A 20,884-nucleotide genomic window follows, 5' to 3' on the forward strand; every position below is an offset into this window, starting at 1 on the left:
CATTCACAATAGGTTCAGGGCCGCAACAGGGTCGCCGGAGACCGCTCGAAGGTTTGCCGGCCGGCCTTGAATCCCATCAGCGGCTGACCCAGCTCACCGATCACATCCGCCGGCGTGGGGGCATCCACCACCAGGAAATCGGCATGGCAGCCCGGCGTCAGGCCATAATCCGGCAGGCGGATCATCCTCGCGGATTCTTCCGACACCCAGGTCAGGCACCGGGCCAGTTCCGCCGGGGTGCCCAGGTGACAGACGTTGGCCAGCAGGTTGGCCTGGCGGATCAAAGAGACATCGCCAAAGGGCGTGAACGGATTGCCAACATTGTTGGTGGACAGGGAACAGGTCACGCCACAATCGTGCAGTTTCGGTAGCGGCGCCACGCCCCGGGGGACGTTATGGCTGGCATCGCGACCGGTCAGGAACAGGTCGGTGGAGGGCAAGGCCGTTACCTGCACTCCGGCTTCGGCCAGGGCCAGGGCGGTTTCCCGGAAGGTCTCCGGGGGTAACGCCGACAGCTTGGTGACATGGCCGATGGTCACCCGGTGCTGCCAGCCATGTTCCCGGGTGCAGCGGATCACTTCCGGAATCGTCATGCCCTCCGGGTTCAGGTCGAAATCCAGGTGCAGGTCCAGGTCACAGTCATAGTGGCGGGCCAGTTCGAACAGCCGGCGGATCTGGCCCGGAGGATCACTGTCCATGTAGGGGCAGCCCCCCAGCACCGTGGCACCACTCTCCAGGGCCTCGCACAGCAGCGCCTCGGTACCCGGGTTGCTAAGCAGCCCTTCCTGGGGAAACACACAGATTTCCAGGCCGATGGCCCAGGCGTAGTCCCGCTGCAGGCGCTGAATCGCCCGGAACCCGGTCAGGCCGATGCCGGGGTCCAGCTCCACATGGGTGCGCATATGGGTAGTGCCCTGGGTGATGGCCTGTTCAAGGATTCCTGCGCCCCGCTGGTAGACGTCGGCTTCGGTGAATCCGGCCTTGGCCTTGCTGGTGCTGGAGACGGCCTCGTCCAGGGTGCCCTCACTGAGCTGACAGCGGTCCATGATACAGGCCTTGTCCAGGTGGATATGGGTTTCGATCAGACCCGGCAGCACCAGGTGTCCGCCCAGGTCCATGGTCCGGGGTGAAGCTGCGTCGCTGAACCGGCTGACAAAGCGCCCGTCCTCCACTCGCAGTTCCGCAACATGTTGCGGGCGCTCGGGCAGACGCAGGTTGGTAAAGTGGATCACGCTCATGCGACGTTCTCTCCCAGATAAGCGGCTTCCAGTTCGGGATCGTTACGCAAATCCTCAGCGCTGCCGGAATGCACCACGCGACCGGTTTCAAGCACGTAGGCCCGGTCGGCCACCTGCAGCGCCAGGTTGGCCATCTGGTCCACCAGCAGCAGGGTGACGCCCTCATCCCGCAGTGCGGCCAGGGCATCATATAGCTCCGCCACCATGGCCGGTGCCAGCCCCAGCGAGGGTTCGTCCAGCAACAGGATCGACGGCTTCGCCATCAAACCGCGGCCGATGGCCACCATCTGCTGCTCGCCACCGGACAACAGTCCGGCAGGACTGTCGATACGGTCCCTCAGGCGTGGGAAGCGCTCCAGGATACGTTCGATGTCCTGATTCAGGTTGCCCTGATCGGTTCGGGTATAGGCCCCCATCCGCAGGTTGTCCCTCACGCTCAGCTCCGGGAATACCTGGCGGCCTTCCGGTACCAGGGCCAGGCCCTTGCCGGCGATACGGGCCGCATCGAGGCTTTCGATACTCACGTTGTTGAGCACCACCGAACCACCGGAGGCCGGATGCAGGCCGGCGATGGTCTGCAGGATGCTGGACTTGCCGGCGCCATTCGCCCCAAGGATGGCGATCAGCTCCCCGGGATTCACCACCAGGCTGACACCCTCCACCACCGGCGCGGCACCGTAGTCGATCACCAGGTCCTTGACGAACAGGGTGGCGTCGCGGCTGCCGTTCCAGGGCTCCGGTCGGGGTGGAGCCTGGTAATCGGTACTGCCCAGGTAGGCCCGTACCACATCCGGATTGTCGCGCACCTCCTCCGGTTCACCCCAGGCAATGGGACGGCCGGAGTCCAGCACCAGGATGCGATCGGAGACCGACATCACCATGGTCATGTCGTGCTCCACCAGGATCACGGCGATGCCGTAGCCCGCGATGGTCCGCAGCAGTTCGGACACCCGGTCCGTGTCGGCCCGGCTCAGGCCCGCCGCCGGCTCGTCCAGCAACAGCACCTTGGGTGCCAGGGCCAGGGCGCGGGCAATCTCCACCAGACGGCGGTCCACGTGGGGCAGGGCCTCGGCCGGTGTATGCACCGAGCCCCGGTACCCCACCAGGGCCAGCAGATCCATGGCCAGGGTCACCTGGTCCGGATCCGGCCGGTGCCAGCAATCCTCCAGTCTTCCCTGCTGCATACCGGCCAGCAGGTTCTCCAGCACGGTCATTCCGGCAAACAGCTGGGTGGTCTGGTAGGTCCGGCCAATGCCCGCCCGGGCGATTTTCCAGGCCGGCAGGCCAGCAAGATCCGAGTCCAGGGTAATCCGGCCACTGTCCGGGGCATAGAAGCCACTGACCATGTTCAGTACGGTGGTCTTGCCAGCGCCATTGGGCCCGATAATGCTGGTGACCGACCCCGGCGTGGCACTGAAACTCACCTTGTCCGCGGCCTTCACTCCGCCAAAACGGATGCCGATATTCTCCACCACCAGGCCGGTATCCGTCCCCTGACGGGTGAGGAAATCCGCAAGGCGTTGTTGATCGGGCTGCTCAGCCGGGGTGAGTTTGGCGGGTCGGGCAAACCTTGCCTGTAGTACACCCAGCACGCCAGTCGGCGCAATCCACAGCACCGCCAGCAACACACCGGAGAACAGTAACAGCCGCATCTCCGCCATGCCGGAAAGCAGTTCCGGCACCAGCACGATCAGGATGGCCCCCAGCAGCGGTCCGAATACCGTACCGGCGCCACCAACGATGACCGCCAGCACAAACAGGATCGACTGGGTGAAGGGGAAGGACTCCGGGTTAATGAACATCATCAGCGGCGACAGCAAGGACCCCGCCACGCCGGCGAACAGAGCCGACAGGGCAAAAGCCAGGGTCTTGGTCTGCAAAGGACTGAAGCCCAGGGAACGGGCCGCGATCTCCGTGGCCTTTACCGAACGGATCGCGCGCCCCCAGCCACTGCCCACCAGGCGATGAAAGAACACCAGCGACGCCACCATCAATGCGCAGGCCATCAGCGCCAGGCCGGTATCTGCCGGTAACGGACCAGTTTCCGGCATGGGCACACCGGCCAGACCATTGGCACCGCCGGTCACGGAACGCCATTCGATGAGACCATGGTGAATGATAAAGCCAAAGGCGATAGTCACCATCGCCAGGTAGGGCCCGCTGACCCTCACCGCGGGCAATGCCAGCAACGCGCCAACCACTGCGGTTGCCACGGCGGCGGTGACCATGGCGAGGGGAAGAGGCAGGCCTGCCATGGTCATCAGAGCCGAGATGTAGGCGCCAATGGCGTAGAACGCCACATGGCCAAACGAAATCTGGCCACTGAGACCAATCAGGATATTGAGGCCGCTGCACACGGTGGTGGTCAGGGCAATCAGGGTCAGCACCAGCAGTCCGTATCCACCGAGAGTGAACGACAGAATGGTGGCCCCCAGCGCCAGCAAGACCAACAGTCCCGGCGCCAGCCAGGGTCTTGTCGAAGCAGTCATACTTTCACCAGCGTTCTGGTTCCGAACAGACCGTTGGGCCGGATGGCCAAGGCAACGATCACCAGGGAAAAGGTCACGATCTGGGCCACCGTCGAGCCCAGGTAGACAATGATCAGCGCCTCCGCCAGACCGAACAGCAGTCCCGCCATCACCACACCGTTGGCACTGGCAATCCCCCCGAGGATCGCCACTGCAAAGGCCTTGAGACCAAACAATGTGCCCATTTCGGAATGCACGCTCACCAGAGGCGCGATCAGCAGACCGGCGATACCGGCAAACACCGTGGAGATGGCAAAGGACACCGCCACCACCCGGTTCACATGAATACCCATCATTCGCGCCGCCGACGGGTTCTGGACCGTGGCGCCCAACACCTTGCCCAGTCGCGTGTAGCGGCGGATCAGGATCAGCGCTATCACGATCACCGCCACCACTGCCGGAATGATCAGTTGCATCAGGTCGACCCCGGTGCCGAACAGTTCCAGGCGGATATCCACCGGCTCCAGCAGGAAGCGGCGCGGTTCCTTGCCGAAGGTGAACATCACCAGGTTGTCCACCAGCAGACCACCCGCCACGGTAGCCATCAGCCAGGCTTCGGAGCCCCGGCTATGGAAAGGACGTACGAGGAAACGCTCGATAGCCAGGCCGTAGATCGCACACAGGCCCAGGGCGAGGGCAGCCGCGACAATCCAGGGCAACCCAAGCGTGATGCAGAAGGTATAGCCCAGCACGGCACCCACCATCATCGCGCTGCCCTGGGCGAAGTTGACGGTGCGGGACACGATAAAGGTGATATGGAAACCCAGGGCCAGCAGGGCATACATGCTGCCCATGCCCAGGCCACTGATGATGCTTGCGGTAATCATGTGGTTCCTCCGCCGGCCGGGATTCGGCCCGACCGGCTATGGCCCCGTGCAGGGGCTTATCGGTCAAGGGTGTTACAGGTCGAGGGGTACGATCTGGCCATCCACAAAATGGGTGAACACATAGTCTTCCGGACCCACGGCGTCGTGCTGATCCGGCGAGAAGGGCGACTGGTAGGTCTTGATCAGACCCTCATAGGCGTCGATATCGTAGTAGCCCTGGCGAATCGCCGGTCCCTCGGTGTTGCCGGCATTCTCGATAGCCAGCGCGGTCAGGTGCATGGCGTCATAGGCGTTGGCGATACCCACCGCCGGGGTGACGTCCGCCAGGCCCTGGATCTCGGGATACTTTTCCTTCAGCGCCGCCAGGACGTCGGCGCCCTTGCCCTGCTGATTTTCCACAAAGGTGAAAGTCTGGATGAAGTGAACCCTGTCAGCGTTCTCGCCGGCCAGTTCACTGAAACGGCCGCCTGCCGGGCCCCAGTGGGAGACGATGGGTACCTCCCAACCCATACGGTCCAGGGACTTCACCACCTGGGCGGACGGAGACACATTGGCCACCATCAGCAGGGCATCGGCACCGGAGTCTTTCAGACGGCTGAGCTGCGGCACGACATCGGTATCGCCACTCTCAAAACGTTCGATACCGGCCCATTCCATACCCCGGGATTCCAGCGCCTTGCGGAAACCCTTTTCATTGGACTCGCCCCAGGGATTGTTGATCAGGATCATCCCTGGCTTCTTCATGTCGTACTGGTCAATACCGTATTGCACCAGGGCTTCATCCACCAGCTCATCCACGGCGGATACCCGGAACACGTAGTTCTCCCCGGCACCGTTGTGGGTAATGGGGGTGCCTGCGGCCCAGACGCCCATGAACGGGAACTGCATGCGGTTGGCGAGCGGCACGATGGCCAGGGACACGGGAGTGTCCAGGCCACCGAACAGTACCGCCACCTCTTCTTTCTGAACCAGTTCCCGGGCAGCGAGCAGGCCCTTGTTGGGGTTGCTTTCGTCATCCCGACGCAGCAGTTCCACCTGCTGGCCGAGAATACCGCCGTTGGCGTTGATCTCGTCGATGGCAATGGTCAGTCCGCGGGTAATGGCTTCACCAGACTTGGCCGACTGGCCTGAGAGGGCGGCCACCAGGCCGACCTTGAGGGTTTCCTCCGCCTGTGCCAGACCGGCCAGGGAAACCAGACTGGCGGTGGCCAGGGTCAGGATCCCGTGTTTAATACGTGTTTTGACACCCATTGTCTTTCTCCAGTTTGCTAGCGTTTGTATGAATGTTGCTAGCAACATGGATGCCAGTAAAATGAAGTCTATATCGAAAGAAAAGCTAAAAACTGGCACCTTAAAGGCGCTTTATGTGGTTTTCTGCACCGAAATAGAGCAATTTACAACCAATCCGTGATCATTACCCTGGAGAAAAGCGTATGTCTAATAAAGACGAAGCCATAACAATTGTTAGCAATTTTCTGGAAGCCTCCATGGCACCGGCCCCGGAGCTTGCCGCCACCTATATGGCGGCGGACGTGCGTATTACCTTTACCGGTGGGCGTGCAATGGCCAGCCCCCAGGCAATCACCGATTTCAACAGTGGTCGCTACGCGTGGGTGAAGAAGGCCCTCGGGCCTTTTGACTGGACCGAACATGAGGACCATACCGTGGTTTACTCCAACGGCACCCTCTACGGGGAATGGCCCGATGGTCGCCCCTTCGCCGGCAACCGCTACCTCGACCGCTTCGAGGTACGCAATGGCAGGATCACCCGTATGGATGTCTGGAATGACAGTGCCGAATGGTTGCTGACACCTGAGCTGAACCAGGAATCATAAGCCGACATGCCCACCAGGCCCGGAGACTGGTACCCGCCGTGACCGGTCCCCGGTTTCCATCTCCGGACACCAACTTTGCACCGACCCCGTGTTATCATCAGATGCAATTCTGAACACGCCACAGGGTCCGCTCCATGACCGAACAGACATCCTCCATCCCCGACCATAAACCCCGCCCCTGGATCGACCTGCTGGTCAGCATCGTTATCCCGTCCCTGATCCTGATGAAGCTCAGTGGCGACGACTATCTGGGCAGCACCTGGGCCCTGCTGATCGGCCTGGCGTTTCCCCTGGGGTGGGGGCTGTTCGAGCTGATCCGCTATCGCAAGAAGAACTTTATCGCGGTACTGGGTGTCATCAGCGTGGGGCTCACCGGCGGTATCGGCCTGATGGAGATCGACGCTCGCTGGCTTGCCATCAAGGAAGCCGCCGTGCCACTGGTCATTGGTCTGGCGGTACTGATTTCCACCCGTACAAAATATCCACTGGTGCGGACCCTGCTGTATAACCCCGCGGTGCTGGATGTACACAAGATCCAGCAATCCCTGAAGGAAAGGAACTGCGAGGATGAGTTCGAAAGCCGGCTGATGAAGGCCAGTTATTTCTTCGCCGGCACCTTCCTGTTTTCCGCCATCATGAACTACATCCTGGCCCGCTGGATTGTCACCAGCCCCTCCGGCACCCAGGCATTCAATGAGGAGCTGGGGCGCATGACCCTGGTGAGTTACCCGATGATTGCCATTCCCTCCATGGTGATGATGATCGCCATCTTCTTCTATCTGTGGCGTACCATCCGCCGCCTGACCGGGCACACCCTGGAAGAAGTGATAGCGCCCGGCGCCGCCGGGCAAGGCAAGGGCGATAGCTGAAGACGCTGTCGCCTGGCGTTACCGCTCTTGGACCAATGTCTAAAAGCGAGCACTCACTGACCCCGCATTACTTACAGATACTGCCTTCCGATACCTTTCTGGTTTTTCCAAAGACCTTCATAGCGAAATTCAATGGCGTAGTTATTTGAATATGTCGAACGCTCGCTCTACGTTCTTTTAAGCCCAAACAACAAAACAGGTGGTCTCGAAAGGCACACCCCGGCACCCGTCGATGGCTGTGATCCCGTCCACACCACAGAAACCACAACGGATGCCCACGGGGCCCGGACAATAACGGTTACACCCATGAATAAATACAATGAACTGGGTAAAACCGTGGCCAACTACGCGACCCTGAGCCCGGTAAGCTTCCTCAGGCGTTCGGCCACTGTCTATCCCGACAAGACAGCTGTCATCGACGAGGATATGACCCTCAGCTATCGCCAGTTCCTGAAGCGGAGCTGCCGTCTGGCCAATGCCCTGACCGACGCCGGCATTGGTCGGGACGACACCGTGGCGATGCTGTGCCCCAACAGTCATGAGATGCTGGAAGCCCACTACGGCGTGCCCATGGCCGGCGCCGTGCTCAATACCCTCAATATCCGCCTGGACGCCGCCGCCCTGGGGTTTATCCTCAATCATGGTGAGGCCCGGGTTCTGGTCTATGACACCGGGTTCGAATCCCTGGTGCGGGAAACTCTGGAGTCGGTGGACGAGCGACCGATGCTGATCGCCGTGGAGCGGGACGCCGGCGCCAGCGACGGCCTTGCCGACCAGGGTTATGAAGTCTGGCTGGCCGCTGCCGATACCGGGGATAACGGGCCGGGGCCCGGGGATGAATGGGACGCCATCAGCCTCAACTACACCTCCGGCACCACCGGCAACCCCAAGGGCGTGGTCTACCACCACCGGGGCGCCTACCTGGCGGCCATGAGCGATGCCATGGCCTTCAACATGAATGACAGCACCGTCTACCTCTGGACCCTGCCCATGTTCCACTGCAACGGCTGGGGCTATACCTGGGCCATTACTGCCGTGGGCGGCACCCATGTCTGCCTGCGGCAGGTGGACGCGGACGAGATCTACCAGCGCATCGAGCGATACGGCGTCACCCACCTGTGTGGCGCACCCATTGTACTGAACATGGTGCTGACCGAACTGGGCCGGCAGGGCAGACGGCTGTCCTCGCCGGCACAGTTTGCCCTCGGCGGTGCGGCGCCACCCAGCGCGGTGATCCGCAAGGCCGGGGAAATCGGTTTCCAGATCACCCACCTCTACGGACTCACTGAATCCTACGGCCCCGCCAGCCTGTGCGTGCCACAGCCGGAATGGGCGGACCTGCCGCTGGAGAAGAAGGCCCTGAAGATGGCCCGCCAGGGCGTACAGACCCTGTCAGTGGAGGACATTACCGTGCTCGACCGGAGCACCGGCGAGCCCGTGTCCCACGACGGCCAGACCCTCGGCGAGATCTGCATTCGCGGCAACACCATCATGAAGGGTTACCTGAAAAACCCGGATGCCACCGCCCGGGCGTTCCACCGGGGCTGGTTCAATTCCGGTGACCTGGCCGTGGTGCACCCGGACCACTACATCGAGATCCGCGACCGGGCCAAGGACATCATCATCTCCGGGGGCGAGAACATCTCCAGCCTGGAGGTGGAGGAAGCCCTCTACCAGCACCCGGCGGTCTCCGAAGCTGCGGTGGTGGCCATGGCTGATGATATCTGGGGTGAGGTGCCCTGCGCCTTCGTGGCCCCGGCTCATGACGACGGCTCACTTACCGAGGCGATGATCATCGACCACTGCCGTGAGCGACTGGCCCGGTTCAAGGTACCCAGGCGGGTAGTAGTAGGCGATCTGCCGAAGACCGCCACCGGCAAGATCCGCAAGAACATCCTGCGGGACCAGTTGGCCCCGTAGTAACCAGTGGGGAATCTCCCGCTGCAGGACCACAGGGAAGGCCATAACAAGCCCAAAGGGACGGTATCCGGAAAGCTGCTTTCAGTAACAACAAAGACAAAAACGTCAGGAGCGATCGAACATGAAACAGTTCAGTGCCAAGAACCTGCTGGTTTCCGCGGCCACTGCGACCACCCTTGCCCTCGGTGCCGGCAATGCCACTGCGGAGGATCCGATCCGCCTCGGCGGCATCTATATCCTGTCCGGCAGCGCCGCCACCTATGGTGAATTTGCCCAGCGGGGCATCAACCTCGCCGTGGAGGAGATTAACGCCTCCGGTGGCATTCTCGGGCGTCAGGTGGAAGTCATCTACGAAGACAGTCAGGGCAAGGCGGCCACCGCCATCCAGGCGGCCCGCAAGCTGGTCTACCAGGATGGCGTCGACGCCCTGGTCGGACTGGACAGCTCCGGGGTAGCCCAGGGGATGGTGCCCACCGTGCCGGAGCTGCAGAAACCGCTGATCATCACCCACGCCGCCACCCCGGATGTCACCGGCTCGCTGTGTAATGAATTCACCTACCGCATCAGCGTCAATGTGGCTCAGAACCAGAAGGCGGCAGCAATGATCGCCTCGGAGCTGGATGCCACCCGGTGGACCACCATCGGACCGGACTATGCCTTCGGTCACCAGACCTGGGAGTACTTCGGCAACTACCTCAAGGAAATGAAACCGGAGGTGGAGCTGATGGAGTACACCGCCTTTCCCCGCTTCGGTGCCGAGGACTTCACCCCATTTATCAACGGTGTCATGGACGCCGAGCCGGAAGGCATCATCATTTCCACCTGGGGTGGCGACCTGGTGAACTTTATCCGCCAGGCCAACAACCTGGGCTTCTTCGACCAGGGCTATGAGGTGATGTTCACCGTCGGGGCGGCCACCGAGGTGCTAGACGCCCTGGGCGACCAGATGCCGGAAGGCGTGTGGCTGTCCACCCGCTACTGGTATGACGCCTACGACAACGAGATCAACCGCGCTTTCGTCAAAGCCTACCTCGACAAGTACGGCAGTGCCCCGAGTTACAACGCCGAAGGCGCCTACGCCGCGGTCTACGCCTACAAGCAGGCCATGGAAGCCGCCGGCACCACCGATGGCCCGGCGGTGGCCAGCGCCCTGTCCGGCATGACCATGGACGCCCCCAATGGCCAGGTGACCTTCCGCAAGGGCGACAACCAGGCCATGGTCAGTCCCAACTGGGGTGTCTCCGGTCCCATGCACCCGGAACACGGCATCCGCACCCTGACCAATGTCAGGGTATTTGATGGCGAGCAGGTGGCCCGCACCGTGGCAGAAACCGGCTGCTCCCTGTAACCAGTCCCCGGACCAAAGGATCATCAGTAGGGCAGGGAAGCCGGCTGATCCGACAATCACTGAATCGAGGTGTCTATGTCTGGCCTGGGAGCGGCATTACTCAATAGCCTGGAGATGGGCCTGCTGCTGTTTGTGATTGCGGTGGGACTGAACATCGTCTTTGGCGTGCTCAATATCATCAACTTTGCCCACGGGGCCCTGTACATGCTGGGGGCGTATTTCGGGTACACCCTGATTGCCCTGGTCGGCCTGCCGTTCTGGATGGCATTGCTGATCGCGCCCCTGGGCGTCGCCGTGATCGCCGTGGTGATCGACCGCCTGATGCTGCGTTTCATCTATGGCCGGGATGTGGCGGACAGCCTGCTGCTGACCTTCGCCATCCTGCTGATCATCAGCGAGAGCGTACGCAGCATCTACGGCTCCAATATACAGACCGTCTACCCGCCGGCACTGCTGGAAGGCACAGTGTCGCTGCTGGGCAGCCCCTACCCGGTCTACAGCCTGTTTGTGATCGCCATGGGCCTGATCATCGTGGCGGGGCTGTGGTACCTGTTCAATCGTACCCGGGTTGGCAAGATCATGCGTGCCGCCGCCCTCGACCGGGACATGGCCGAAGCCCTGTGCATCAATACCCGGTTGGTGGTCACAGGCGTGTTCGCCTTTGGCGCCTGGCTCGCCGGAGTTGGCGGCGTTATTGCGGCCCCCATGCGCACCATCGATCCCGGCATGGGGGACAAGATCATTATCGAGTCGTTCATTGTGGTGGTCATCGGCGGCCTGGGCAGCTTCCCCGGTGCGCTGATCGGGGCCCTGATTCTCGGCGCCATCTACGGTTTCGGCGGACGCTACCTGCCCGACTTCAACCTGTTACTGCCTTTCCTCGGCATGGCCCTGGTGCTGCTGTTCAGACCCACGGGCATCATGGGCAGGGGGGCAAGCGCATGAAACAGACCATCGTGATGGGGGTATTACTGCTTGCCGTGGTACTGCTGATCGCCTTGCCCTGGTTCGCACCGTATTTTTACCTCTTTATTTTCACCGAGATCCTGATTCTCGGATTGTTCGCCGTCAGCTTCAACCTGGTGTTCGGCTTTACCGGCATGCTCAGTTTCGGCCACGCCGCCTATTTCGGCATGGGTGCCTACACCACCGCCATGCTTCTGTTGCACCTGGACTGGCCACTGGTCTACACCCTGGTGGCCGCCATGGCGCTCTCCGGGCTGCTTGCCCTGGTGATCGGGTTCTTCTGCGTGCGGCTCAGCGAGGTCTACTTCGCCATGCTGACCCTGGCCTTCGGCATGATGGTATTCACCATTGCCCATTCCTGGCGCGATGTAACCAACGGCAGTGACGGCATTGCCGGCTTCCGGATCAGCGAGTTCGGCCTCGGGCTGGACCTGACCCTGGGCAATCCAGCGGTTTACTACCACGTCACCCTCGCCGTGGTCGGTATCGCCTTGCTGGTGCTCTACCTTATCAGCCGCAGCTCCTTCGGGCTGATTCTCAGGGCGATCCGTCAGAACCCGGAGCGGGTGGCTTTCTGTGGCCTGAACGTACGCAGCTACCGGCTGGCCTCGTTCACCATTGCCGGCACCTTCGCCGGACTGGCCGGCGCCCTGATCGCACCGTTCCTGAGGGTGGCCAGTCCGGAGTTGATGCACTGGTCGATGTCGGCGGAACCGGTACTGATGTCCATCCTCGGTGGCACCGGGTATTTCCTGGGGCCCTTTGTGGGCGCCGCCATCTTCGTGTTACTGGAAACCTGGATCACCAGCTTTACCGAGGCCTGGATGCTGTTCCTGGGTATCGTGCTGGCGTTAATGGTGATGTTCTTCCGCCGGGGTGCCCTCGGAACCCTGCTGGACTGGTGGACCAACAAACATGACTGATCCCATACTTACTATAAGTAACCTTACGAAACGCTTTGGGGGTAATACCGCCGTCTCCGGGATAGATCTGGAGCTGCAACCCCGGGAAACCATTGCCATTATCGGGCCCAACGGGGCGGGCAAGACGACCTTCTACAACATGGTGTCAGGACGGATGATGCCCAGTGACGGCCGTATCCTGCTCGAAGGCCGGGACATCACCGGGCTGGCACCGCACCGGATCAGCCGTATGGGCGTTTCCCGGTCATTCCAGATCAATAATATCTTCCCGGAAATGACGGTACAGGAGAATGTTGAGGTGGCGTTGACCGCCTTCCACGGCCACAGCCGCAAACTGTTCAATCTGGCCAGCCGCAACCGCGCCGTCCAGGAGGAAGCCCGGGGCCTGTTGGAGCGCCTGCAAATCCTGGATCTGGCGGAACGGCGGGCGGAAGTGATCAGCTACGGCGATAAACGCCTGCTGGAAATTGCGGTGGTACTGGCCACCCGTCCCCATCTGGTACTGCTGGACGAACCCACCGCCGGCATGACCCCGGATGAGACCCGACGCACCACCACCCTGATCCGGCAACTGGCGGATTCCGGTGACTACACCTTCCTGATCACCGAGCATGACATGGACGTGGTCTTCGGTCTGGCTGACCGGATCCTGGTCATGCACCGGGGGGAAAAGCTGTTCTTCGGCACCCCGGAGGAGGTCAGGGCCCATCCCGAAGTGCGCCGGGCGTACCTGGGAGAGGAAGAGCAAGAGGAGGCCAGCGCATGATGCTCGAGGTTGATAATATCCATACCTATTATGGCGAAAGCCTGGCCCTGCAGGGGCTCAGCTTTTCGGTGAACGAAGGGGAGACCGTCTGCCTGCTTGGTCGCAACGGGGCCGGCAAGAGCACCACCCTCAAAAGCATCATGGGACTGACACCCCCAAGACACGGCCGTATCACCTTTGATGGCCATTCCATTGCCGGTATTCCCGCCCACCGCATTGCCCGACTGGGTATTGGCTATGTGCCTGAGGATCGGCGGATCTTTCCCGGTCTGACGGTACGGGAGAACCTGGAGGTGGCCGAGTACCGGCGTCCCGGGGAACCCCAGGCCTGGACCATAGAAAGGATCTTTGACGAGTACTCCATGCTGGCGGAACTGGCCGATCAGGATGGCGCCACCCTATCCGGTGGCCAGCAGCAGATGCTGACCGTGGCCAGGTCCCTGATGATCCAGCCAAGGCTGTTGTTGCTGGACGAGCCGAACGAAGGCCTGGCCCCGGTCATCGTGCAGCAAATTGGTCGTCTGATAGATGAGTTGGGCCGGAACACCACGATCGTGTTTACTGATCAGAGCGTGCATTTTGCCCTCAGGCATGCCCAGCGGGCTTTCATACTGGAGAAGGGCAAGGTGGTTCACGAAGCCAGCAGCGAGGCCCTGCGTAACGATCCGGAGACCCAGGATCGCTACCTGTCGGTGGCCTGATATTGGTCATGTTCCGGTCCTTGGATCGGGGCAAGTTCAACCCCTACAACCTGCGAAGCCGGCCTCGGCATGGCAATAGGACATGGCGTATACTGCTCACTTCGCAAGCAGGCAAGTAAACTATGATTCAGGATTACGAGACATTCAAAGCGGAACTGGCGTTATCCAAGGAAGAAATCTGCAGGGAACTCTACCAGGAAAATACTGACCGGATTCGCATAAAAAAGGAAGGCACGGCAACCCGGAACCTTGCCCGGATTATCGACTCCACTCTCAGGCTGGCGAATTCCAAGGGTTTCCACGCCATGACCTTGAGGGACCTGTGCGCGGACTCCGGCCTCAGTATGGGCGGGCTTTACGCCTACATCCGCAACAAAGATGACCTGATTCACCTGATCCAGAGCCACGGCTTCAAGCTGACCCGTCGTACCGTCCTCCACTATATCAATGGTATTGACGACCCGGTGAGCAAACTATCCCAGGCGATCAGGGCCCATGTATTCCTGAGCGAGCTGATCCGCCCCTGGTTCTACTTTTCCTTCATGGAAGCCAAGAGCCTGCCAGCGGTGGAGAAGCAGAATGCTATCGCCACTGAGCGGGAGATAGAGACCATCTTCTGCAATGTCATTTCGGAAGGCATAGAGCAGGGGGTATTCCGGGAGATCAACGCCAGGCTGCTGTCTTCGCTGATCAAGGCAATGATGCAGGACTGGTATCTGAAACGACGTAAGTATCGCGATCAGGGCGTCTCGGTGGAGGACTATGCCAACCAGCTGAACGATCTTCTGAAGACCTACCTGCTGCCCGCGTCAGAGTCCGGGGCCGGTATCAATGTTGGCCGCACCGCAACCACCGCCTCCTGAGCTAACTACCCGGGCACAAAAAAGCCCCGCTGGCATCATCGCCACCGGGGCTTTTTTCTTCTTTATCGGGAACCTACCTACACATCCAGGTTGGTTACAGACAGCGCGTTGGTCTGTATAAAGTCCCGGCGGGGTTCGACATCGTCCCCCATCAGCGTGGTGAAAATCTGATCCGCGGCAATCGCGTCCTCGATGGTCACCTTCATCATGCGGCGGGTTTCCGGGTCCATGGTGGTTTCCCACAGCTGCTCCGGGTTCATTTCACCAAGCCCCTTGTAGCGGGAGATGTTCAGCCCCCGCTGGGCTTCCTTCATCAACCACTCCAGAGCTCCTTCGAAGCTCAGTACCGGCTGCTTGCGCTCACCCCGCTGGATGTAGGCGCCGTCCTCGATCAACCCGTCCAGGGTTTCGCCCAGACGGGCAATGGCCTTGTAGGACGATGATTCAAAGAAATCATGGCTGAAAACATGGGTGTAGGGAATGCCATGGACGTAGGTAGTGACCTTTGGCAGGAACAGGTTGCGCTCTGTATCCCGCTCCACGGAGAAGGTGTACTTGGTACCGGTGCGGGTATCCAGGTCAAGCCCTTCACCCAGTCGGCCCACCCAACGGGTCACGGCTTCCTCGGAGGGGAGGTCGTCCGGCGCCAGTGTGCTGTTGTAGACCATCTGCTTGAGTACCAATTCCGGATAGGCCCGGGACAACCGGTCGATCATGGCCATGACCGCCTGGTAATCCTTCACCATGGTTTCCAGGGCGGTGTCCTTGATGGCTGGCGCGTCCGGATTAACGAACAGTTGGGCGTTCTCCAGAGCGGTCTGCGTCAGGTAGGCTTCCTTGGCCCGTTCATCCTTCAGGTATTGCTCCTGCTTGCCGCGCTTGACCTTGTACAGCGGTGGCATAGCGATAAATACATGACCACGCTCAATAATCTCCTTCATCTGCCGGAACAGGAAGGTGAGCAGCAGGGTACGGATGTGGGAGCCATCCACATCGGCATCGGTCATGATGATGATGGAGTGGTAACGCAGCTTGTCAGGATCGAACTCCTCCCGGCCGATACCACAGCCCAGGGCGGTGATCAGTGTGCCCACTTCTGCAGAGGACAGCATCTTGTCGAACCGGGCCTTCTCCACGTTCAGGATCTTGCCCTTCAGCGGCAGGATGGCCTGGGTGCGGCGTTCGCGACCCTGCTTGGCGGAACCACCGGCAGAGTCACCCTCCACAATGAACAGTTCTGACAGAGCAGGATCCTTTTCCTGGCAGTCCGCCAGCTTGCCGGGCAGGCCGGCGATATCAAGTGCCCCCTTGCGGCGGGTCATGTCCCGGGCTTTGCGAGCCGCTTCCCGGGCGCGGGCCGCGTCAATCATCTTATTGACGATGGCCTTGGCTTCGCCGGGCTGCTCCTGCAGGTAGTCGGAGAAGGACTGGTAGAGCTCCTGTTCCACAGCCGTCTTCACTTCCGAAGACACCAGTTTGTCCTTGGTCTGGGAGGAAAACTTCGGATCCGGTACCTTCACGCTGATGATGGCAGTCAGACCTTCCCGGGCATCGTCACCAGACGTGTTTACCTTGGTCTTCTTACCCAGGCCTTCCTGCTCGATGTAGTTGTTCAGTGACCGGGTCAGGGCGGCACGGAAGCCCGCCAGGTGGGTACCACCATCACGCTGGGGAATGTTGTTGGTGAAGGTGTAGATATTCTCCTGGAAGGCGTCGTTCCACTGCATTGCCACTTCCACCACAATGCCGTCTTCCCGCTCCCGGGTGAAATGGAAGACGCGGTTCAGGGGCGTTTTGTTGGTGTTCAGGTGCTCAACGAACGCCCTCAGACCACCTTCATACTCGAAGACTTCTTCCTTGCCACTGCGCTCGTCCTGCAGTCGGATACGAACTCCGGAATTCAGGAATGCCAGCTCCCGAAGGCGCTTGGCCAGGATGTCGTAATGGAATTCAATGCTGGTGAAGGTATCCGGGGAGGGGATGAAAGTGACATCGGTGCCACTACGATCCGTGTCGCCGACAACCCCGAGAGGACCATTGGGCACGCCGTGGGTGTAGGTTTGCTCGTAGACCTTGTTATCCCGACGGATGGTCAGCTTGAGCGTGGAAGACAGGGCGTTTACCACCGACACCCCGACACCGTGCAGACCACCGGAGACCTTGTAGGAGTTGTCGTCGAACTTACCACCGGCGTGAAGCACCGTCATGATAACCTCGGCGGCAGATACCCCTTCCTCCTCGTGGATATCCACCGGAATGCCCCGCCCATTGTCCCTGACCGTGACCGATTCATCGGCATGAATCACCACACCAATCTCGGAACAGAATCCGGCCAACGCCTCGTCAATCGAGTTGTCCACCAGTTCAAACACCATGTGATGAAGACCGGTGCCATCGTCGGTATCACCGATGTACATGCCAGGGCGTTTACGCACGGCATCCAGGCCTTTAAGAACCTTGATACTGGAGGAGTTATAACTCTGTTCGCTCATTCGGACGCTCCTGAAGCGCTGGTTTGTTCTTCCATTAGCTGCCCATGTTCCACGTGGAACATTTTGTATTCCGGCAGCGGACTCTCCCACAATTGGGTGGGGTCGGGTCGTTCAATCGCCGTTAAAAACACCTGGCTACCCAATCGGATCAGTCGTTCGGCCAACAGTCTCCGATGGCCCTGATCCAGTTCAGCATTGATATCGTCGAGCAGGAATGTGACCTGTTTTCCCCGGTCAGCGAGTACCTTTCCCTGCGTCAGCTTCATCAGGATGACCAGTGTCTTCTGTTGTCCACGGGAAAAGATTTCAGCGACGGCCCGGTTCTGAAAGCGGAGCCTGACATCGGCACGATTGGGGCCATACAAGGTATGCCCAACCTTCCTTTCCTGTTCTCGGTGTTCCAGCAGGGTTTTATGCAGTCCCTTTTTCCGGTCCCAACCGGGGTAGTAATCCACCTTCAGGGCTTCGGACCATTCGCTGTGACTGTGGGCGAGTGTGACCCTGAATTCTTCCTGGAATGTCCGGAATACCGATTCTCGAAGCCGGTCGACCTGCTCCGATAGCTCGACAAACTGCCGGTCCCAGACCTGCAGCAGGTGATCATCTATTGTACCACTTCTGAGGATACGATTCCGCTGGGAGATGCTTCGCTGACACTGTTGCCAAAGGGATCCAAAGGAAGGTTCCACGTGGAACACCAGCCAGTCCAGAAACTGCCTTCGCTTGCCTGGTCCACCTGCAACGATGTCGAAAACCCCGGGATCAATCACCGATACCGGAAATAGCGATGCCAGTACCGACAGGCTATAGACATTCTCGCCGTCGACCCGAAGCCGGGTTTCCTGAGTCTGCACATCCCGGGAAAACCCCAGCCTGGCGATGCCGCGATCCTCCTTAAGGTTGGCGGATTTCACCTGACCAAAGATCACGAACTGCTGGTCACCCTGGTGACAAACCACTTTATGCCGATGTTGACGAAAGGAGCGACCAAGTCCCAGGTAGCCGATGGCCTCCAGCAGGCTGGTCTTACCACTGCCATTCTGACCATAGATCAGGTTGACCGATGGAGAGAAATCAAGCCGGGAAGGGGAAAGATTTCTGAACTTTTCGGTTTGAAGGGATAGCAGCGCCATCAGTGCAACATGGTCAGGCGATCATCCATGAACACATCCATCTCCGGCGCCAGAATGTGGACGTAACGATCAAAGTACAGGAACTGTTTCAGCAGCAGTGCAAACTCCCGGGGGAAGTGCAGGCCATGGTCTTCACCGATTCGGACCACTTCCATAAGGATATTGTTCACCTCGTCGTCGGTATCCGCTCCCTGCCACTCACTGGCGGAATCATCCGGTACCATGCGATCCATACTCTGGTAGAGGTTACGCAGGTCCCGGGCGAGGGCGGTCACCTCCACCGATTCGCGGGTAATACCGATGCGCACCATGGCATCTGCCATGCCGTCGAAATTGCCAGCCATGACCGCCCCGATAAAGTCCGACACCGCCTGCCAGGTCTGGGGACGGATGCGACCAACAATACCGAAGTCGATAAACCCGATGCGTCCGTCATCCAGCACCATCAGGTTGCCGGCATGGACATCCGCATGGAAGAACTCACACTGGGTCAAACTGGCAAACCAGGTGTTCATGGCGGTAATCAGTGTCCGTTCCGGATCCTTGGTCACCCGGCAGATGGTCTCCAGGTCTGTCAGGGAGACACCATGGAAGCGTTCCATGGTCAGCACCTTACGGGTGCTGCACTGGTGGTACACCTTGGGCACCGCCACCTCCTCATTGTGGGTGCCCTGCAGGAAACGGCGGAAGGTATCCAGGTTCCGGGCTTCCTGGATAAAGTCGCATTCCTCCATCATGGTCTGCTGGATTTCCTCGACAATACCCGACAGTGAGGTCCACGACAGTTTCGGTGCCAGGGTCTCCACCAGCCTGGATGACAGGTAGAGGAAGTTCAGGTCCGTCAGCAACACGGTTTCCACACCGGGCTTCTGCACCTTGATCACCACCTCCTCGCCGGTCACCAGCCTGGCGGCATGGACCTGGGCAATAGAGGCGGAGGCCAGGGCCACCGGATCGATCTCGCTATACACCTCTTCCAGCGGACGCCCCAGTTCCTCCCGCAGGATACGGCGGATCGAGGTATAGGGAATGCTGGGCGTTCGGTCCAGGCATCCCTGGAACTCATCCACGTACTCCCGGGGAAAGAAGGTAGGGGAACTGGCGATGAACTGACCCAGCTTGATGTAGGTGGCCCCGAGGGACTCGAAGGTTTCCCGCAGCATTCGGGGTGCCGGCGGACGATGACCCCGCACCCAGCCCAGGCCGGTGCGGCCGAGTACCGTCATGGTCTGACCAATACGCAGGGCGCCTTTCAAACCCTGGCTTACCGTTACCCGTGCCATCGTGTTTCTCCTTTCAGAGTCCGCTATTCCTTCCGGAGGTATCCGGGAAGGATCAACCTCCGGTTACAGCCTCATGGGCATCACCACATAGAGACTGCGGCTTTCAGTTTCCGATTCGATCAGGGCGCTGCTGTTGGGATTGGACAGGGTCATCCTGACCTGGTCATCATCCAGCGCGTTCATGACATCCACAAGATAGCCCACGTTGAAACCGATCTGCAGTGCCTCGCCCTGGTAGTCCACCGACAGGGCATCTTCCGCCTGTTCCTGGTCCGGGTTATTGGCGAACACCTCCAGCTTGCCGGAGGACAGGTGCAGACGGACACCGCGGATGTTCTCGTGGGACAGGATACCGGCCCGCTGCAGGGTATTCTTCAGTGTTGACCGATCGGCCATCACCACCTTGTCACCGCCACGGGGGATAACCCGGTTATAATCCGGGAACTTACCCTCGATAAGTTTGGAAGTGAACGTGTAGGAACCGACCGTTACCCGCAGATGATTGTCGCCGATCACCAGCGTCGCCGGGTTCTCCACATCATCCAGCAGCCGCGACAGCTCCAGCACCCCCTTGCGGGGCACGATCACCTGGCGAACGTCCTCCACGCCGGTAGCCATGTCGAAGTGGGCCATGGCCAGCCGGTGACCATCCGTCGCCACGGTGCGCAGGTAATCCGGCGCTACTTCCAGCAGCAGCCCGTTAAGGTAATAACGCACATCCTGCTGGGCCATGGCGAAAGCCGTCGCTTCCAGCATGCGGCCCATTTCCTTCTGCGGGACTTCCAGCCGGATACTGGCCTCCTCGTCCTCCACATTGGGGAAATGCTGGGCTGGCAGTGTAGACAGGGTGAAATGACTGGCACCGCAGCGCAGGTGCAGGCGATCCCCCTCCAGGCCCACCTCAATGGGAGCTTCATCCCCGAGGGCCCGGCAGATATCCGCCAGCTTGCGGGCCGGTACCGTAATTTCTCCGGGCTGATCCACATGAACCGGCGACACCCGCGCCACCAGTTCCACTTCCATATTGGTACCGGTCAGCGTCAGGTGGTTATCTTCCGCCACCAACAGCACGTTGGACAGGACAGGCATGGTCTGCTTCCGCTCCACCACACCGGCAATGGACTGTAGCGGCGTAAGCAGTGATTCTCGGCTGATAGTCAGTTTCATGTCACTCGACGTTCCTGTGGATGTG

At 60.3% G+C, this 20,884-nt stretch carries 17 protein-coding genes; 9 read left to right on the top strand and 8 right to left on the bottom strand.

Features of this window, described 5'->3' with window-relative positions; translation table 11 throughout:
• Positions 1-14: 14 nt before the first annotated feature.
• From ACJO2E_RS14825 to ACJO2E_RS14840, 4 genes are all read right to left on the bottom strand, one after another.
• On the bottom strand, positions 15-1,238 hold the full coding sequence (locus ACJO2E_RS14825; protein WP_406964844.1) for an amidohydrolase family protein: 1,224 nt from the start codon (positions 1,236-1,238) through the stop codon (positions 15-17).
• On the bottom strand, positions 1,235-3,727 hold the full coding sequence (locus ACJO2E_RS14830; RefSeq protein WP_406964845.1) for a branched-chain amino acid ABC transporter ATP-binding protein/permease: 2,493 nt from the start codon (positions 3,725-3,727) through the stop codon (positions 1,235-1,237). Before ACJO2E_RS14830 ends, ACJO2E_RS14825 begins: the two co-directional genes overlap by 4 nt.
• The gene (locus ACJO2E_RS14835) at positions 3,724-4,593 is read right to left on the bottom strand and encodes a branched-chain amino acid ABC transporter permease (RefSeq protein WP_406964846.1); all 870 of its coding nucleotides are present in this window, start codon (positions 4,591-4,593) and stop codon (positions 3,724-3,726) included. The genes ACJO2E_RS14830 and ACJO2E_RS14835 overlap by 4 nt, the downstream gene beginning before the upstream one ends.
• A gap of 72 nt (positions 4,594-4,665) precedes the next feature.
• Positions 4,666-5,844 (bottom strand): ABC transporter substrate-binding protein, encoded by a 1,179-nt coding sequence (locus ACJO2E_RS14840; protein ID WP_406964847.1) that lies wholly within the window; start codon positions 5,842-5,844, stop codon positions 4,666-4,668.
• A 182-nt stretch (positions 5,845-6,026) separates the two neighbouring features.
• Here ACJO2E_RS14840 and ACJO2E_RS14845 point away from each other — a divergent pair, with 182 nt between their 5' ends.
• The 9 genes from ACJO2E_RS14845 to ACJO2E_RS14885 all read left to right on the top strand — a co-directional run bounded on the left by ACJO2E_RS14845 (position 6,027) and on the right by ACJO2E_RS14885 (position 14,784).
• Complete coding sequence (locus ACJO2E_RS14845; protein WP_406964848.1) at positions 6,027-6,428, top strand: nuclear transport factor 2 family protein; 402 nt, start codon at positions 6,027-6,029, stop codon at positions 6,426-6,428.
• A gap of 134 nt (positions 6,429-6,562) precedes the next feature.
• Positions 6,563-7,297 (top strand): VC0807 family protein, encoded by a 735-nt coding sequence (locus tag ACJO2E_RS14850; protein ID WP_406964850.1) that lies wholly within the window; start codon positions 6,563-6,565, stop codon positions 7,295-7,297.
• Between the two features lie 306 nt (positions 7,298-7,603).
• Entirely contained in the window at positions 7,604-9,217 is a 1,614-nt protein-coding gene (locus ACJO2E_RS14855; protein ID WP_406964851.1) for a long-chain-fatty-acid--CoA ligase, read from the top strand.
• Positions 9,218-9,338: 121 nt separating this feature from the next.
• Positions 9,339-10,565, top strand: coding sequence for an ABC transporter substrate-binding protein (locus tag ACJO2E_RS14860; protein ID WP_406964852.1), 1,227 nt, complete (start codon positions 9,339-9,341; stop codon positions 10,563-10,565).
• Between the two features lie 75 nt (positions 10,566-10,640).
• Complete coding sequence (locus ACJO2E_RS14865; protein ID WP_406964853.1) at positions 10,641-11,510, top strand: branched-chain amino acid ABC transporter permease; 870 nt, start codon at positions 10,641-10,643, stop codon at positions 11,508-11,510.
• Positions 11,507-12,454 carry a branched-chain amino acid ABC transporter permease gene (locus tag ACJO2E_RS14870; RefSeq protein ID WP_406964854.1) on the top strand — a complete coding sequence of 316 codons (948 nt, stop codon included), beginning with the start codon at positions 11,507-11,509 and terminating at the stop codon, positions 12,452-12,454. Before ACJO2E_RS14865 ends, ACJO2E_RS14870 begins: the two co-directional genes overlap by 4 nt.
• Entirely contained in the window at positions 12,447-13,220 is a 774-nt protein-coding gene (locus ACJO2E_RS14875; protein WP_406964855.1) for an ABC transporter ATP-binding protein, read from the top strand. The genes ACJO2E_RS14870 and ACJO2E_RS14875 overlap by 8 nt, the downstream gene beginning before the upstream one ends.
• Positions 13,217-13,921 (top strand): ABC transporter ATP-binding protein, encoded by a 705-nt coding sequence (locus tag ACJO2E_RS14880; protein WP_406964856.1) that lies wholly within the window; start codon positions 13,217-13,219, stop codon positions 13,919-13,921. The genes ACJO2E_RS14875 and ACJO2E_RS14880 overlap by 4 nt, the downstream gene beginning before the upstream one ends.
• Before the next feature lie 122 nt (positions 13,922-14,043).
• Positions 14,044-14,784: a TetR/AcrR family transcriptional regulator gene (locus ACJO2E_RS14885; RefSeq protein WP_406964858.1), complete on the top strand. Its 741-nt coding sequence runs from the start codon at positions 14,044-14,046 to the stop codon at positions 14,782-14,784.
• 77 nt (positions 14,785-14,861) lie between these two features.
• On the opposite strand, the gene gyrB is transcribed toward ACJO2E_RS14885, so the two are convergent.
• The 4 genes from gyrB to dnaN form a co-directional block, all read right to left on the bottom strand.
• Positions 14,862-17,276: a DNA topoisomerase (ATP-hydrolyzing) subunit B gene (gene gyrB / locus ACJO2E_RS14890; protein WP_406964859.1), complete on the bottom strand. Its 2,415-nt coding sequence runs from the start codon at positions 17,274-17,276 to the stop codon at positions 14,862-14,864.
• Positions 17,273-18,409 (bottom strand): DNA replication/repair protein RecF, encoded by a 1,137-nt coding sequence (recF, locus tag ACJO2E_RS14895; RefSeq protein ID WP_406964861.1) that lies wholly within the window; start codon positions 18,407-18,409, stop codon positions 17,273-17,275. Before recF ends, gyrB begins: the two co-directional genes overlap by 4 nt.
• On the bottom strand, positions 18,409-19,692 hold the full coding sequence (locus ACJO2E_RS14900) for an ABC1 kinase family protein (protein WP_406964862.1): 1,284 nt from the start codon (positions 19,690-19,692) through the stop codon (positions 18,409-18,411). Before ACJO2E_RS14900 ends, recF begins: the two co-directional genes overlap by 1 nt.
• 63 nt (positions 19,693-19,755) lie before the next feature.
• A complete protein-coding gene (gene dnaN / locus ACJO2E_RS14905) occupies positions 19,756-20,859 on the bottom strand; it encodes a DNA polymerase III subunit beta (RefSeq protein ID WP_406964863.1) in 1,104 nt (367 codons plus the stop codon).
• Between the last annotated feature and the right edge of the window lie 25 nt (positions 20,860-20,884).

Source organism: Marinobacter shunpengi, assembly GCF_045449695.1.
GTDB lineage: Bacteria > Pseudomonadota > Gammaproteobacteria > Pseudomonadales > Oleiphilaceae > Marinobacter.